This window comes from Streptomyces sp. CA189, assembly GCF_056428985.1.
The window spans coordinates 1-13,609 of record NZ_JBWJVM010000044.1 but is presented as its reverse complement, the minus strand read 5'-3'; the positions used below and the strand labels follow the sequence as shown (position 1 = coordinate 13,609).

At 72.1% G+C, this 13,609-nt stretch carries 11 protein-coding genes and 1 pseudogene; 2 read left to right on the top strand and 10 right to left on the bottom strand.

Annotated elements, in window-relative coordinates; genetic code table 11:
- Positions 1-14 precede the first annotated feature (14 nt).
- The 5 genes from AC061S_RS27630 to AC061S_RS27610 form a co-directional block, all read right to left on the bottom strand.
- Positions 15-662 carry a hypothetical protein gene (locus AC061S_RS27630; protein ID WP_478688593.1) on the bottom strand — a complete coding sequence of 216 codons (648 nt, stop codon included), beginning with the start codon at positions 660-662 and terminating at the stop codon, positions 15-17.
- A 36-nt stretch (positions 663-698) separates the two neighbouring features.
- Complete coding sequence (locus tag AC061S_RS27625; protein WP_478688592.1) at positions 699-2,696, bottom strand: stealth family protein; 1,998 nt, start codon at positions 2,694-2,696, stop codon at positions 699-701.
- Between the two features lie 142 nt (positions 2,697-2,838).
- Positions 2,839-3,585, bottom strand: a complete 747-nt coding sequence (locus AC061S_RS27620) for a succinate dehydrogenase/fumarate reductase iron-sulfur subunit (RefSeq protein WP_478688591.1) — start codon at positions 3,583-3,585, stop codon at positions 2,839-2,841.
- Positions 3,582-5,543 (bottom strand): fumarate reductase/succinate dehydrogenase flavoprotein subunit, encoded by a 1,962-nt coding sequence (locus tag AC061S_RS27615; protein WP_478688590.1) that lies wholly within the window; start codon positions 5,541-5,543, stop codon positions 3,582-3,584. Before AC061S_RS27615 ends, AC061S_RS27620 begins: the two co-directional genes overlap by 4 nt.
- Positions 5,544-5,545: 2 nt before the next feature.
- On the bottom strand, positions 5,546-6,250 hold the full coding sequence (locus AC061S_RS27610) for a succinate dehydrogenase cytochrome b subunit (protein WP_243341341.1): 705 nt from the start codon (positions 6,248-6,250) through the stop codon (positions 5,546-5,548).
- A 94-nt stretch (positions 6,251-6,344) separates the two neighbouring features.
- Here AC061S_RS27610 and AC061S_RS27605 point away from each other — a divergent pair, with 94 nt between their 5' ends.
- A complete protein-coding gene (locus AC061S_RS27605; protein ID WP_478688589.1) occupies positions 6,345-7,223 on the top strand; it encodes a LysR family transcriptional regulator in 879 nt (292 codons plus the stop codon).
- A 206-nt stretch (positions 7,224-7,429) separates the two neighbouring features.
- Here AC061S_RS27605 and AC061S_RS27600 read toward each other — a convergent pair whose 3' ends face one another.
- The 3 genes from AC061S_RS27600 to AC061S_RS27590 all read right to left on the bottom strand — a co-directional run bounded on the left by AC061S_RS27600 (position 7,430) and on the right by AC061S_RS27590 (position 8,545).
- Complete coding sequence (locus AC061S_RS27600; RefSeq protein WP_478688588.1) at positions 7,430-7,585, bottom strand: hypothetical protein; 156 nt, start codon at positions 7,583-7,585, stop codon at positions 7,430-7,432.
- 30 nt (positions 7,586-7,615) lie between these two features.
- Entirely contained in the window at positions 7,616-7,789 is a 174-nt protein-coding gene (locus tag AC061S_RS27595; protein ID WP_478688587.1) for a hypothetical protein, read from the bottom strand.
- A gap of 108 nt (positions 7,790-7,897) precedes the next feature.
- Complete coding sequence (locus AC061S_RS27590) at positions 7,898-8,545, bottom strand: TetR family transcriptional regulator (protein ID WP_478688586.1); 648 nt, start codon at positions 8,543-8,545, stop codon at positions 7,898-7,900.
- A gap of 109 nt (positions 8,546-8,654) precedes the next feature.
- Between AC061S_RS27590 and AC061S_RS27585 the strand changes: the two are divergent.
- A pseudogene (locus tag AC061S_RS27585) lies at positions 8,655-9,775 on the top strand (FAD-dependent monooxygenase).
- A gap of 22 nt (positions 9,776-9,797) precedes the next feature.
- Here AC061S_RS27585 and AC061S_RS27580 read toward each other — a convergent pair.
- Together AC061S_RS27580 and AC061S_RS27575 are read right to left on the bottom strand one after the other, a co-directional pair.
- Positions 9,798-11,987, bottom strand: coding sequence for a putative bifunctional diguanylate cyclase/phosphodiesterase (locus AC061S_RS27580; protein WP_478688585.1), 2,190 nt, complete (start codon positions 11,985-11,987; stop codon positions 9,798-9,800).
- On the bottom strand, positions 11,984-12,814 hold the full coding sequence (locus AC061S_RS27575) for an SAM-dependent methyltransferase (RefSeq protein WP_478688584.1): 831 nt from the start codon (positions 12,812-12,814) through the stop codon (positions 11,984-11,986). Before AC061S_RS27575 ends, AC061S_RS27580 begins: the two co-directional genes overlap by 4 nt.
- Between the last annotated feature and the right edge of the window lie 795 nt (positions 12,815-13,609).

The window sequence follows — 13,609 nt, the reverse complement described above, 5'->3', positions numbered from 1 at the left end:
GCCGCGCACCACCGCTACGCGTCCCCCTGGAGCAGGTGCTGCGGAAGCTCGCGGAAGCTCCAGGCTCCCTGTCTGCGGGTGAACATCCACACCAGGTCGTAACGGTCGGGCCAGGCGGCCGGCAGCCCCAGCACGTCCTGCGCTCCGAGGCCCCGGATCAGCCGGGGCATCCCCTGGTGCTCCCAGCAGACCAGGACGGGCATCCGCGCCGCCAGCACCGCCCTGGCCAGGGCGGGCTCGGCGCCGACGGCGAACTCCGCGTGGACGGGCGTACCCAGCGCGGTGGCGAGCGTCTCGACGGTCTGGCGGCACCGCGCGGGCGCCCCCTCCTTGCCGCCGGCCGCGAAGACGGCTCCGGGCCGGGGCAGAGTGGCGCCCCGGGCCGGCGGGAAGAGCGCGGGCAGCTCCTGGGCGCGGCGCCGGCCCCGGACCGCGAGGAAGCCGGGGTCCTCGTTGCCCTCGTCGTCCTCGCCGGTGTCCCCGGCGTACGGCTTCTCTGCGTGGCGGATGACCATGACCAGCGCGTCCTTGGCGGCCTCGGGGCCGGGGCGCGGCGTCGTGGGCCGCTCCTCACCGGCGCAGCCGGCCGCCGCCAGCGGGGCGAGGGCGGCGGCCAGCACGGTACGGCGGCGCGGGCCGGTTCCGGTGGGGGCTTGAGGCATGCGCCCACTGTCACCCATGCCCCGGAGGGCGGCTGGTCACGGCGCGACGGGGGCCGCTCCGATCATCCGATCGGCGGAGGTGCCGTGGTCGTGCCCGGCGGTGCCGTGGTCGTGCCCAGCGGCGCCGTGGTCATGCCCGGAGGCGCCGTCGTCGTGCCCGGAGGTGCCGTGGTCGTGCCCGGCGGCGCCGTGGTCGTGCCCGGAGGCATCGCGGTCGTGTCCCATGCGCCGGCCCTTCGCGGCGGCCCTGCCCGGAGTCTCGTACGGCGAGGGGACCGGGAAGTAGGCCTCCAGGAAGGCCTTGAGCTCGCGCTGCTGCTCCTCGGGGGACACCTCGGTGCTCGAATCGTCGGCGAGGCAGAACGCGTCGGTGCCGCGGTCGCGCAGGAGCCCGCCCAGCCGCTGGAGCTCCCTGGTCCCGCCGGTGGACACGTACGCGGTGACCAGGTCGCCTTCCACCGCGCGCCCCTGGGGGAGGGCCAGGTGCAGGGCGAGGGTGACGGGGGCGAGGTCGGTGGCACTGCGGAAGACGGACCGGCTGGTCGCGTCGAGTCCGCCGGGCAGCGCCTCTTCCAGGCGGGCGTAGAGGGAGCGGCTCTGCGCGTACGGGGCGTGCGCGAGGATGCGCGGGTACGTGCGTCCCGCGAGCGTTTCCACGATGCGGCGGGTCGCGCGCTGCGAGGTGGTGTAGACGTCGTCGTGGCTGTCCGGGGAGCTGGGCGGGACCGCCCGGGTGTCGTGGAAGACCTTGGGCAGACCGGACGGCAGGAAGTAGTTCTGCGGGCGCTGGGGGCGGCCGAGGAAAATGTCGTCGTTGAAGTAGAGGTAGTGCTCCGCGAGGCCCGGGACGCGGTGGAGCTGGGTTTCGATGGCGTGCGAGTTGAAGACGGGCAGGGCGCCGGGGTCGTCGAACAGCTCCCGGTGGTGGACCACGGTGAGCCCGGGGTGCTCCTGGGCCAGCCAGTCCGGAACCTGGTCGTCGGTGACGAGGAAGACCCGGCGGATCCAGGGCGCGTAGGCCGCGATGGAGCGCAGGCAGGAGCGCAGCTCGCCTCGGTCCCGGAAGCGGTGGTCGGCGCTGTCGGCGGCCTCGGCGAAGGCAGCGCCATCGGCACCTGCATCGGCCTCGGAACCGGAACCGGAACCGGAATCAGCACCAGCACCAGCACCAGCGGGACTGCCGGCGGCACCTGCACCGGCAGCGGTGCCGGCCGCGGCCTGGTCCCTGCGGTGGCGCCACTGGGGGTCCGAGCCGTCCACCCAGGTGACCACGGCGTCGATGGGGAAGTCGATGTCCTCGGGGAAGCGGCGGTCGAGGGCCGCCAGCACCGGGTAGTCGCGGTCGCCGATGCGCCGATGGGCCGTCGCCGCCAGGGAGGGCACCCACCAGCCGAAGGGGGTCTCCCGGAGCGAGGCGACCCCGCCGGGACCGTTGGCCGGCTTCCAGAACTCCAGGTCACAGCCCTGCTCGGCGCCCATGTGAAGGGTGTAGCCGGAGGTGACCACGGGAATGTAGAGCCGGATCCCCGCGACGACGGCGCCGGGCGTCTCGGCCTCCGCCGCGGCGACGGCCTCGGGCAGGTCCTCGGCGAGGGTGGTGCCGAGCGCCGCGCGGTGGCCGAGGAGGTCGGCGTAGACGGGCCTGCCGGCGAATCCCTTCGCGCAGGCGGCGAGCGCCTCGGCGCGGGTGCCGGGGGCGAGCGCCACCCGGTGGACCAGTTCCCCGTCGGGGACCAGGCCGTAGGGCATCGACGCCGCTTCCAGGGCCTCTACGACCGCCCGGAGGTTCATTTCGGCCAGTTCGGCGGGCAGCAGGTCGTCCCGTACGACGGCCAGTCGGCCCCCGTGTTCGACGACGCTCCCGGATTCGGCCGCCTTCACCATGATCTCCCGCTCACGGACGGCCCGCCGGGATTCCCGCTCCTGCGCCGGAGTCCGGGCCCCGCGTCCGCGCTGCGACCCTCTCGGCTGCGTCGGCAACGCGGTCCGGGGCTGGAACGGCATCCAGCTCAGATGCCGACGGATGCCACTCATGATCACCTCAGGGCTCGTGGACACAGAGAACGGCCCCACCGTCGCCGGCGGCCCCCGATGGCCGAAACTCACCTTACGGGTCGGTGTCCGAAAGGTGAACAGGATCTTTCCCTCAAGGCCGCTTTCTTATGAAATCCACAGGTCAGCGGGGGCCTCGACGGACGGCACGCAGCCACTCCTTGTTCATGGCGGCGATCGACGGCAGCGGGATGCCCTTGGGGCAGGCGGTGGCGCACTCGCCGGTCAGGGTGCATCCTCCGAAGCCCTCGGCGTCCATGGTGGCCACCATGTCCAGGACCCTGGTCTCGCGCTCGGGCGAGCCCTGCGGGAGCACGTTCAGGTGGTTGACCTTGGCGGAGGTGAAGAGCATCGCGGAGCCGTTGGGGCAGGCCGCCACGCACGCCCCGCAGCCGATGCACTCGGCGTGCTCGAAGGCGTAGTCGGCGTCCGGCTTGGGGACGGCCGTGGCGTGCGCCTCGGGGGCGGCGCCGGTCGGGGCGGTGATGTAGCCGCCGGCCTGGATGACCCGGTCGAGGGCCCCGCGGTCGACGACGAGGTCCTTGACCACGGGGAAGGCCGAGGCCCGCCAGGGTTCGACGTCGATGGTGTCGCCGTCGGCGAAGGAGCGCATGTGGAGCTGGCAGGTCGTAGTGCGCTCCGGCCCGTGGGCGTCGCCGTTGATGACGAGGCTGCACGCGCCGCAGATGCCCTCGCGGCAGTCGTGGTCGAAGGCGACCGGGTCCTCTCCGCTCAGGATGAGGTCCTCGTTGAGGGTGTCGAGCATTTCGAGGAAGGACATGCCCTCCGAGATGCCGTCGACCTCGTACGAGGCCATCGCGCCGGGGGCGTCGGCGTTCTTCTGGCGCCAGACGCGCAGGGTGAGCTTCATGCGTAGCTCCGCTGGGTGGGGTGGACGTACTCGAAGACGAGGTCTTCCTTGTGCAGGACGGGCGCGGCGCCGGTTCCGGTGTACTGCCAGGCGGCCGCGTACCCGAACTCCTCGTCGCGGCGGGCGGCTTCGCCGTCCGGGGTCTGGGACTCCTCGCGGAAGTGGCCGCCGCAGGATTCGGCGCGGTGGAGGGCGTCGAGGCACATCAGCTCGGCGAGCTCCAGGTAGTCGACGACGCGGTTGGCCTTCTCCAGCGACTGGTTGAACTCCTCGCCGCTGCCCGGCACCTTGATCCGCCGCCAGAACTCCTCGCGGATCTCGGGGATCCGGGCGAGGGCCTTGCGCAGGCCTTCTTCGGTGCGGGCCATCCCGCAGTACTCCCACATCAGTTCACCGATCTCCCGGTGGAAGGAGTCGGGGGTGCGGTCTCCGTCGACGGCGAGCAGCTTGGCGAGGCAGTCGCGGGTCTCGCGGACGGCTGCCGCGGCCTCGGGGTGGGTGTCGTCGACCGTGCCTGTTGCGGCCTCGGTGTGACGGCGGGCCAGGTAGTCGTTGATGGTGGAGGGCAGCACGAAGTAGCCGTCGCCGAGGCCCTGCATGAGGGCGGAGGCGCCGAGGCGGTTGGCGCCGTGGTCGGAGAAGTTGGCCTCGCCGATCGCGAACAGGCCGGGGACGGTGGTCTGGAGGTCGTAGTCGACCCACAGTCCGCCCATCGTGTAGTGCACGGCGGGATAGATCCGCATGGGGACCTCGTACGGGTTCTCCGCGGTGATCCGCTCGTACATGTCGAAGAGGTTGCCGTACTTCTCGGCGACCTTCTCCTTGCCCATGCGGCGGATGGCGTCGGCGAAGTCGAGGTAGACGCCCTGGCCGCCGGGGCCGACGCCGCGGCCCTCGTCGCAGACGTTCTTGGCCGCGCGGGAGGCGATGTCGCGGGGCACGAGGTTGCCGAAGGAGGGGTAGATCCGCTCCAGGTAGTAGTCGCGTTCGGCTTCCGGGATGTCGGCGGCGGGGCGGGTGTCGCCCTTGGCCTTGGGGACCCAGATGCGGCCGTCGTTGCGCAGGGACTCGCTCATCAGGGTGAGCTTGGACTGGTGGTCGCCGGTGCGCGGGATGCAGGTGGGGTGGATCTGGGTGAAGCAGGGGTTCGCGAAGTACGCGCCGCGCCGGTGCGCCCGCCAGACGGCGGTCGCGTTGGAGTTCATGGCGTTGGTGGAGAGGTAGAAGACGTTTCCGTAGCCACCGCTCGCGAGGACGACGGCGTCCGCGTAGTAGGTGTCGATCTTGCCGGTGACCAGGTCCCGGGCGACGATGCCGCGGGCCACGCCGTCGACGGTGATCAGGTCGAGCATCTCGGTGCGGGCGTGCATCTCGACGTTGCCGGCGGCGATCTGCCGGGAGAGCGCCTGGTAGGCGCCGAGCAGGAGCTGCTGTCCGGTCTGGCCGCGGGCGTAGAAGGTGCGGGAGACCTGGACGCCGCCGAAGGAGCGGGTGTCGAGGAGACCCCCGTACTCGCGGGCGAAGGGAACGCCCTGGGCCACGCACTGGTCGATGATCTCGACGGAGATCTGCGCGAGGCGATGGACGTTGGACTCGCGGGCACGGAAGTCGCCGCCCTTGACGGTGTCGTAGAAGAGGCGGTGTACGGAGTCGCCGTCGTTGCGGTAGTTCTTGGCCGCGTTGATGCCGCCCTGGGCGGCGATGGAGTGGGCCCGGCGCGGGGAGTCGGAGAAGCAGAACTGGACGACGTGGTAGCCCTGTTCGGCGAGGGTGGCGCCGGCCGCTCCACCGGCCAGCCCGGTGCCGACGACGATGACGGTGTGCCCCCGCCGGTTGGCCGGGTTGACCAGCTTGGCCTCGAAGCGGCGGCGGTCCCAGCGCTCGGCGATGGGGCCTTCGGGAGCCTTGGCGTCGGCGATCGGGTCCCCGGTGGTGTAGTCGGCGTAATCGTTGCTCATGGTCAGCTCACCACTCCGGTCATGACGGCGACGGGCACGGACACGAAGCCCGCGAAGAGGACGAGGGCGAGGGCGTTGGCCAGGAACTTCAGCGTCCTGTCCCGCCGGGCGTTGCCCGCGCCCAGGGTCTGGGCGGCGCTCCAGAAGCCGTGGCGGACGTGGAGTCCGAGGGCGGCCATGGCAACGAGGTAGATGGTGTTGCCGTACCAGGTGGAGAAGGTGGCGAGGACGTTCTCGTACGGATGCCCGGCCCAGGCCCGCTCGTTCACGGTCAGCGTGGTGAGGTCGAGCAGGTGCCAGACGATGAAGAGGGCGAGGATGATGCCGCCCCAGCGCATGGTGCGGGTGGCGTAGCTCGCGCGGCGGCGCTTGTGGGCGTACTTCACCGGGCGCGCCTTGATGTCGCGGCGGCTCAGCTGGTACGCGCAGACGCCGTGGGCGACGACGGCCGCGAGCAGGGCCACCCGGACGATCCACAGGGCCCACTCGTGGTGCAGGAAGGGCGAGCCGAGGGTGCGGAGCCAGTGCGCGTAGCCGTTGAACTCGTCCGCCCCGAAGAAGATCTTGAGGTTGCCGAGCATGTGCACGACGAGGTAGCCGAGCATGATCAGGCCGGAGACGGCCATCACGGACTTCTTGCCGACGGAGGAGTCCCAGAGCGTGCGCGTGGTGGACGGCCGTCGATCCGTCCGCGTTGCCAGAGCCATGACATCGACGGTAAGGACGAAGGTCCCGAAAGGTCCAAGACATGGCAGAGCTCAAGTCAATAGGATCAGCCTATGGAGGCGCTAGCCTGGGGCCATGCAGTTCCAGCAGTTGGTCTACTTCGTCGCCGTCGCCGAGACCCGGCACTTCACGCGCGCGGCCGAGCGCGAGCACGTGGCCCAGCCCTCCCTGTCGCAGCAGATCAAGGCGCTCGAACGGGAGCTGGGCGCCGAGCTCTTCAGCCGGGCGCGCGGGAACATCACGCTCACCGACGCCGGCGAGACCCTGCTGCCGCTGGCCCGGCGGATCCTCGCGGACGCGGACACGGCGCGGCTGGAGGTGCAGGAACTGGCGCAGCTCCGGCGCGGGCGGATCCGGCTGGGGGCCACCCCGAGCCTGTGCACCGGCCTCCTGCCGGGCGTGCTCCGCGCCTTCCACACCGCCCACCCGGGGATCGAGCTGCTGATCGAGGAGAGCGGTTCGCTGGACCTCGTACGGGAGCTCGCGCGCGGCTCCCTGGACCTCGCGCTGATCGCCCTGCCGCTGCCCCCCTCGGCGCCGGCGCTGACCACGGTGGAGCTGCTGACGGAGGACCTGGTGGTGGTCTCCTCGGCGGCCCTCCCGCCTCCGGCGGGCGGTGGCTCGCTCACGGTGTCCGCGCTGCGCGACGAGCCGATGGTGATGTTCCGGCACGGCTACGACCTGCGGGACCTGACGGTGGCGGCCTGCCGGGCGGAGGGCTTCGAGCCGGCGTTCACGGTGGAGGGCGGCGAGATGGACGCCGTACTGGGCTTCGTCCGCGCGGGGCTCGGCATCGCGGTGGTCCCGGCGATGGTGGTCGCCCACGCGGGCTCCGGCCTCCGCGCCACCCCCCTGGCGGGCTCCCCCCTGCGCCGCACGATCGCCTTGGCCCACCGCACGGACGTGGCACCCCCACGCGCGGCCCGGGAACTGAAGCGCATCCTGCTGGGCTGACCCCTTCCTCCTCGCCCCCCTTCCTCAGCGGCCGCGATCCCCGGGGACGGCGACGCCGGCCGGGACTCGGTCCCCGGACGGGGGACCTTGGCCCCCGGCCCGGCCCGGGCTACTCCCCCGGCTGCGACTGCGGCTGCGACTGCGGCTGCGGCTGCGACTGCGACTGCGGCTGCGACTGCGGCTGCGGCTGCGGCTGCGAACCTGGATCAGGCCCCGGGTAGCGCCCCGGGCCCGAGCTCGGCCTCGGTCCCGACCTTGGCCTCGGTCCCGACCTTGGCCCCCGGCTCGGATCCGGACTCCAGCTCGGCTCCCGGCTCGGATCCGGACTCCAGCTCGGCCCCGGCAGCCACAACCACGATCACCGCGGACCACGACCCCGGCTCCGTCTGCGGTTACCAGATCGCCGCGACCTCGCGCCCGTGGAACGCCCGGGCCATCCACCGCACCCGTTCAACGGCGGCCCGCTGCGCCTCCTCCGGAGCCGCGTCCGGGGGAAGGTCGCCCAGGCTGCCGCACACCATCCCGGTGGGGCCCTCGGTGACCACCATGGTCCGCCAGCCGTTCATCCCGACCCCGCCCCGCCCCGCCCCGCCCCGCCAGCAGATACGAGCATGGTCGGCAGGCCCGGAGTCTGTCGCCGCTTCTTCACCTTCCTGTTCGTTCTCGCCATGGCGTCATACCGCCCGGCGCGCGGGCAGGGAGCGGTCCAGGCCGTCGGACAGGAGGGCGAAGGCGCGCTCGGCGTCGGCCACGGCGGCCGGGTGGGCCTCGTCGGCGCTCCGGCCGGCCTCGATGCGGCGCCAGTTCTCCCGGCCGAGTTCCTGCCGGGCCGCCACCAGGTATCCGGCCGACAGGCGGGCCGTGAGCGGGTCGACCGCTTCGGCTTCCAGTACCGCGGCGAGCAACTCCACCTCACGGGCGGTGTAGTGGGCCATCCGGGACTCCAGGCTGGCGGTGCCGTAGAGCAGGCGCTGGAAGGCGAGCACGTTCGGGTGGTCGCAGAGCCCGGTGATCGGGTCCCGCTCGGCGAGCGCCGCCAGGAAGTGGGCGCGCACGGCCGCCACCGGGGTCTCGCCCACTGGGCGGTCGCGCACGAGGCGCGCCGCTTCGTCCTGATGGTCGGCGAAGCGGTCGAGGACCAGGTCCTCCTTGCTGGGGAAATAGCGGAACAGCGTGGGCTTGGAGACCTCGGCCGCGGCCGCGACGTCGGCTACCGAGACGGCGTCGAAGCCGCGCTCCAGGAAGAGTTCCAGCGCCGTGGCCGCCAGCAGGCGGCGCGTACGGAGCTTCTTGTTCTCACGCAGACCCGACGTGTTTTCCATGTGCACAGACTACACGAACGAGTGACCCAGTTAATTTCGTAACCGGGTTGCTTTTTCTGTCGCGGCGCGCTTTCCTTGATTCAACGACGACGAGACGAAGGGACACCCGATGACCGACATCAAGCAGCGGCATCACCGGCCGGACGGGCCTACAACGCCGGACGTGCTGGTCGTGGGCGCCGGCCCGACCGGGCTCACGCTGGCCTGCGACCTGGCCCGGCGGGGCATCGCGGTGCGGATCCTGGAGAGCCGCGCGGCCCCGCACCGCGAATCGCGCGGGAAGGGGCTACAAGCCGACAGCCTCGATGTCTTCGAGGAGCTCGGCGCGGCCGGGGCCATGACGGACAGAGGTAGCGAAGGGGTGGTGCTGCGCAAGTACTTCGACGGGCAGCACGTCAACGACACCCCCGTCAGCGGTGGCCTGCTCATAGGGCAGTGGCAGGTGGAGGAGGTACTGCGCGACCGGCTGGCCGAGCTCGGCGTGCGGGTCGAGTACGGGGCCCGGCTCGCGGCGATCACCCAGGACGCGGCCGGCGTCCGCGCCGAGCTGGCGGACGGCACGGCGATCGCGGCCGGATATCTCGCAGGGTGCGACGGCGGGCACAGCACCACCCGCGGCCTCCTCGGCATCCCCTTCGAGGGGAGCGGGGAGGAGGAACCGGCGATGGTGCTCGGGGACGTCGAAGCACCTGGGCTCAGCCGCGAGTTCTGGCACCAGTGGTTCACCTCGGAGGGAGGCGGGATACTGCTCTGCCCGATGCCGGGGACGGACGCCTTCCAACTCCAGGCCGCCCCCGAGACCGACGGCAGCGGCGCGCCCCTGCCACCATCCCTGGAGAGCCTCCAACGGCTCTTCGACCGCCACGCCCGGATGCCCGGGATCCGGCTCGCGGAGCCCACCTGGCTCTCCTCCTGGCGGGTCAACGTCCGCATGGCCGCCCGGATGCGCGAGGGCCGGGCCTTCCTCGCCGGGGACGCGGCGCACGTCCACCCCATAGCCGGCGGCTGGGCATGAACACCGGCATCCAGGACGCCGCCGCCCTCGGCCGGACGCTCGCCTCCGCGCTCTCCGGGGAGGCGGGGGAAGCCGGCGAGGGTGCTCTCGACACCTACCAGGCCGAGCGGCTTCCAGCGGCCGCCGAAGTGCTGGCCGACACCGCCCGGCGGTACGAGCGGGTGCTGGCAGCCGTCCGCGAGCCGGGCCGGGGGACGGAGGTGGGGCTGGAATGACTCCGTCCGGCCATGGCGGCGCTCAGGGGGTGGGAACCGCGTCCGACAGGGACAGGGTGTGGATACGGTCGGCGGCGCCCGGGCGGGCGTAGTACCAGCCCTGGGCCGTATCGCAGCCGAGGGCTCGGAGCTGGGCGGCCTGGGCGCCGGTCTCCACTCCCTCGACGGTGACGGCGAGTTCGAGGCTGTGGGCCAGGGCGACGATGCCCTCCACGATCTTGACGTCGACCGGGTTGGCCGGATGCTGCTGCATGCCCTTGGTGAAGGAGCGGTCCAGCTTCAGAACGCTGACGGGCAGGCGGCGCAGGTTGGCCAGGTTCGAGTAGCCGGTGCCGAAGTCGTCGAGGGCGATGTCCACGCCCAGGGCGGCGAGCCGGCGCAGCGGTTCGAGGAGCTCGTCGTCCGCGCCGATCAGGGCCGATTCGGTGACCTCCAGGCACAGCGTGCCCGGAGACAGGCCCGAGGACTCCAGGACGCGGATCGTGTCGGCGACCAGGCCGGGGTGGTGCAGTTGGGTCGGTGAGAGGTTGACGTTGATCCGCAGGGTGGCGCCGCCCTGCTGGTGCTGCCAGGCGCGGGCCTGGCGGACCGACTCCTCCAGGACCCAGCGGCCGAGCGGCACGATCAGGCCGGTGCGTTCGGCGAGGGGAATGAACCGGTCCGGGCCGAGCACCCCGTGCTGCGGGTGCGACCAGCGCACCAGCGCCTCGGCGCCGTGCACGCTGCCGTCGTGCATGTGGACCAGCGGCTGGTACTCGATGAAGAACTCGCCGCGTTCCAGGGCCGCCGGGAGGGCGTTGGTCAGGCCGTGCCGGGTGATGGCGCGCGCGTCGGCAGCGGCGTCGGCGAACTCGAAGCGGTTGCCGCCGGCCGCCTTGGCCCGGTACATGGTGATGTCGGCGCTGCGCAGCACCTCCGCGGGGGTGCGCTCGCGGGCCGGGCCCTCGACGATGCCGATGCTGCCCCGGACCGTCAGCTCGCGCCCCTCCAGCCGGATCGGGACGGAGAGGGCGGAGAGGATCCGGACGGCGAGTTCGGTGGCCTTCTCCTCGGTGTCGGGGCCGGTGGTCAGCGCCACGAACTCGTCGCCGCCGAGCCGGGCGACCACCTCGCCCGGTCCCGTCGCGCAGCTCTGCAGCCGGTCGGCGACTTCCACCAGGAGCCGGTCGCCTGCCGAGTGGCCGAGGCTGTCGTTGACCGCCTTGAAGCCGTCGAGGTCTAGGTAGCACAGGCCGAAGCGCGAGCCGCCGGCGCCGCTCAGGGCCTTCTCCAGGCGTTCGAAGAAGAGCGTCCGGTTGGGCAGGCCGGTCAGGGCGTCGTGGGTGGCCTCGTAGCGCAGGCGCAGGTTCAGCAGCCGGCGCTCGGTGGTGTCCTCCATCAGGGCCAGCTGGTACTGCGGCACCCCCTCGGCGTCGCGCAGCAGCGAGACCGTCAGGTTGGTCCACAGCACGGTCCCGTCGTGCCGGTAGTACGGCTTCTCGACGCGGTAGCTCTCGCGTTCGCCGCGCACGAGTTCCCCGTACATCCGCCAGACGTGCGGGGTGTCGTCGGGGTGGCTCCATTCGCTGACGTTGCGGCCGCGGACGTGCCCGTCCATGCCGCCGAACATCTGCAGCAGCGCGTCGTTGATCTCCAGGACGTTGCCCTCCAGGTCGGCGATGCCGATCCCGATGGCCGCGCCCTCGAACACCGCCCGGAAGCGGGCCTCGCTGGCGTGCAGCGCCTGCTGGGCGTCGATGCGGGCGGTCAGCGCGGAGCGGGCGATGGCCTCCTGCTCCTTGAGGGTGCGCTCGCGCAGTGCGCGGGCGAATCCGGCCGCGATGCCGTGCTGGAGCCGGGCGCAGCGGGACCGGTACTCCTCGGTTCCCTCGACGCTCTCGGCGTCGGGGCCGTCCGGACCGCAGTACAGCACCAGGTACGACTCGACGACGCCGAGCGTGCCGGCCAGTGCCTCCGGGTCGGTGCAGTGGACCGCGACGAGTTCCTCCCCGACCCGCTGGCCGACGGAGGAGTCGAAGGGGCGGGCGCGCAGGGCCTCGACGAGGGTGCGGGTGAGGGGCAGGAGGTGGCGTTCGAACTCGCCGCGGGTGAGCGAGGTCGCGGTGACCGGGAAGATCGCCCTCCCCCAGATGGTCGCGAACCGCCCGATCCGGTCCTCCAGTCCGCCCTGCAGCGCGGCCGGGTCGTCCGCCGTCTGCGTCGGCAGTCTCACGCCTTGTGTCCCACACCGGCGAAGCCCGAGAAGGCGTAGGGGTCTTCGTCCGCGGCCTCGCCCTCCGGCCCGCCGGTGGTGTCGGGCCGCCAGTCGGGCATCGAGACCAGTCCGGGCTCGATCAGGCCGAAGCCGTCGAAGAAGCGCCGGATCTGCTCCGCGTCCCTCATGACGAGCGGGTTGCGGATCTCGCGGTAGACGCCGACGGTTCCGCTCGCGACCTCCTCCGAGAGCGGGATCCCCTCGTACGAGGCGTGCGTGAGGATCAGCAGGCTGCCGGGTGCGAGCGCGTCGCGCAGCTGGGCGACGGCCTCGTAGGGCTCGTCCGAGTCCTCCAGGAAGTGCAGGACGGCGACCAGCATCAGGGCGACCGGGCGGCTCAGGTCGAGCCCACGGGCGACCTCGGGGGCGGCCAGGATGTCCTGGGGCTTGCGCAGGTCGGCGGCGACGACCCCGGTCCGCTCGGTGCCGGCCAGGACGGCCTGGCTGTGGGCGACGGCCACCGGGTCGTGATCGACGTAGACCACGCGCGCCTCGGGGCTGGCGGCCTGGGCGATCTCGTGGACATTGCCGAAGGTGGGGATGCCGGAGCCGATGTCGAGGAACTGCGTCACGCCCTCGGCGACGGCGTACCGGACGGCACGGCGCATGAATGCCCGGTTGGCCTGCATGATCTTGGGCAGGCCCGGCATGAATTCCATGGCCCGACGGGCCGCCTGCCTGTCGACCTCGAAATTGTGGGAGCCGCCCAGGTAGTAATCGTAGATACGGGACACGCTCGGCACCGATATGTCGATGCCTGGCGGGGCCCAGGCGGGGCGCTCCATCGGGGTCTCCAAGCCTTGGTTGTGCAGCGGTCCGGACGGATCGGACTCCTGTCCGAGCCGAATGTACTGATCATTGCCCAACGGAGCGAGCGAAAGCGGAAATTGGCGATCCGTTCTTCGTCACACGTCAAAGGCCGGACGGGCAACGCCCAAGGAATGATCGAAACCGACAAATACCTTTTGGGAAAAGGTCGGTGAACGATCAGACACGGTGCGAATCTGGCTCAAACCTCCGTAGCCAAAGCCTCACCCGTTCAGGCGAACCAAGGTCAACCTTCCCGCGCGCGGGCGCGCGCGACCCCATGATCCCCGGGTGAAAAGAGCCTCTTCCAGGCGCCTGCTGGCAGTCCCGGTCATCCTGTGGGCGGCCCTGTCCGCGACACCGGCCATGGCCGATAGCAGCGCATACGCGACGATCGACGCCGGCGACGGGGCGAGCGCCGTCAGGGCGGCCGTGTCCGCCTCGGGCGGCGCGACCGGGGGCACCCGAGGTGGCGGACGTCACGGCGACCCGGGCCGCCAGAGCGACCGCGGCAACCAAGGCGGCCGGGGCGATCGCGGCAACCAGGGCGGACCGGGCAGCAGCCACGGCCGCCCCGGTCAAGGCCACGGTCAAGGCCCCGGTCAAGGTCACGGCAATGGCCACGGCCATTGCGGACACGGTCACGGCCACGGCCACGGCGGCCACCACGGGCATCCGCCCTGCCCGCCGCCGCCTCCCCCGCCGTGCCCGCCCAAGCCCACCCCGAAGCCCCCTCCGCCGCCGCCCCCGAAGCCGACGCCCATCCCGACCCC

What these genes read in the sequence shown, in the direction of transcription:
- AC061S_RS27615 (WP_478688590.1), bottom strand. Translation starts at nt 5,543, where the DNA reads ATGAGCAACGATTACGCCGACTACACCACCGGGGACCCGATCGCCGAC.
- AC061S_RS27605 (WP_478688589.1), top strand. Translation starts at nt 6,345, where the DNA reads ATGCAGTTCCAGCAGTTGGTCTACTTCGTCGCCGTCGCCGAGACCCGG.
- AC061S_RS27590 (WP_478688586.1), bottom strand. Translation starts at nt 8,545, where the DNA reads ATGGAAAACACGTCGGGTCTGCGTGAGAACAAGAAGCTCCGTACGCGC.
- AC061S_RS27575 (WP_478688584.1), bottom strand. Translation starts at nt 12,814, where the DNA reads ATGGAGCGCCCCGCCTGGGCCCCGCCAGGCATCGACATATCGGTGCCG.
- AC061S_RS27620 (WP_478688591.1), bottom strand. Translation starts at nt 3,585, where the DNA reads ATGAAGCTCACCCTGCGCGTCTGGCGCCAGAAGAACGCCGACGCCCCC.
- AC061S_RS27630 (WP_478688593.1), bottom strand. Translation starts at nt 662, where the DNA reads ATGCCTCAAGCCCCCACCGGAACCGGCCCGCGCCGCCGTACCGTGCTG.
- AC061S_RS27610 (WP_243341341.1), bottom strand. Translation starts at nt 6,250, where the DNA reads ATGGCTCTGGCAACGCGGACGGATCGACGGCCGTCCACCACGCGCACG.
- AC061S_RS27595 (WP_478688587.1), bottom strand. Translation starts at nt 7,789, where the DNA reads ATGAACGGCTGGCGGACCATGGTGGTCACCGAGGGCCCCACCGGGATG.
- AC061S_RS27625 (WP_478688592.1), bottom strand. Translation starts at nt 2,696, where the DNA reads ATGAGTGGCATCCGTCGGCATCTGAGCTGGATGCCGTTCCAGCCCCGG.